Annotated in this window: 2 protein-coding genes; one reads left to right on the forward strand and one right to left on the reverse strand. The window is 71.9% G+C overall.

Annotation, left to right across the window (positions count from 1 at the left end; translation table 11 throughout):
- The first annotated feature begins 155 nt into the window (after positions 1 to 155).
- Positions 156 to 578, forward strand: a complete 423-nt coding sequence (locus R1101_RS29345; protein ID WP_016935771.1) for a DUF732 domain-containing protein — start codon at positions 156 to 158, stop codon at positions 576 to 578.
- A 4-nt stretch (positions 579 to 582) separates the two neighbouring features.
- Here R1101_RS29345 and R1101_RS0124540 read toward each other — a convergent pair.
- A partial coding sequence (locus R1101_RS0124540; RefSeq protein ID WP_016935772.1) for a universal stress protein occupies positions 583 to 897 on the reverse strand: 315 nt, incomplete at its 5' end.

Here is an 897-nt window from a genome sequence, read left to right on the forward strand (position 1 = left end):
GTCTCGGGGTGGTGCACTCGGAGCCGCTGCCGGACGTGCTCACGGGTCTCGTGGCCCCCACCCACTGCTGAGGGCAGCCCACGACCGGCCGGAAGGACGGTACCGTCCTTCCGGGCAGGGACACGGGACGGATCATCCGCGGAGGGAACGAACAAGTGACCCATCGGGCAGCGCACCATCGGGTACGTCGAGCGGGGTGCGCGGCGGTCGCGGCGCTGAGCGGGTTCCTCGTCTCCGCCGCCTGCGGGTCGGTGGCGCCGGCCCCGGACGAGGCGCAGGCCGCCCCCTCCACGACGTCGACCGCGCCCTCACCCTCCACGATGCCGCCCGACGCGCGGTTCCTGCGGGTGAAGGAGATGCTGGAGGCGTCCGGTCTGGTCGCCGACGTCGGGGACGACACCGTCCTGGCGGTGGTGCGAGGGGTGTGCGACCAGCTGAGCGCGGGAGTGCCGGAGCATGACGTCCTCGCCACGCTTCGGCCGATCGCCGCCTACGCCGCGGGGGCCACACACTCGCGGATGTCGGCGGACGCCGCTGCCGTGCGCTACCTCGAGGTCACCCGCGAGGAGTACTGCTGATCCGTCAGCGGACGGTGTGCACCACCAGCACGTCGCACAGGGCCTTGCGGGCGACGTCCGAGGGGACGGAACCGAGCAGGCGGCCGGTCAGCGTGTTGAGACCGCGGTTGCCGATGACGATGAGATCGGCGTCGACCTCTTCGACGAGTGTGAGGAGCGACTCGACGGGAGCACCGACGATGGGGCGCTCGGTGATCTTGCGGGCGCCCGCGACGGTCGCCTTCTCCCGTGCGGTGCGCAGGATCTCGTAGGTCGGGGCCGAACCGGTGATCTGGTATGCCTCGTCGCGCAGCGCATCGGCGGCCTGCGCGGTGTCCTT

This window comes from Rhodococcus sp. R1101 (assembly GCF_000278445.1).
GTDB classification, from domain to species: Bacteria; Actinomycetota; Actinomycetes; order Mycobacteriales; family Mycobacteriaceae; genus Rhodococcus; species Rhodococcus gordoniae.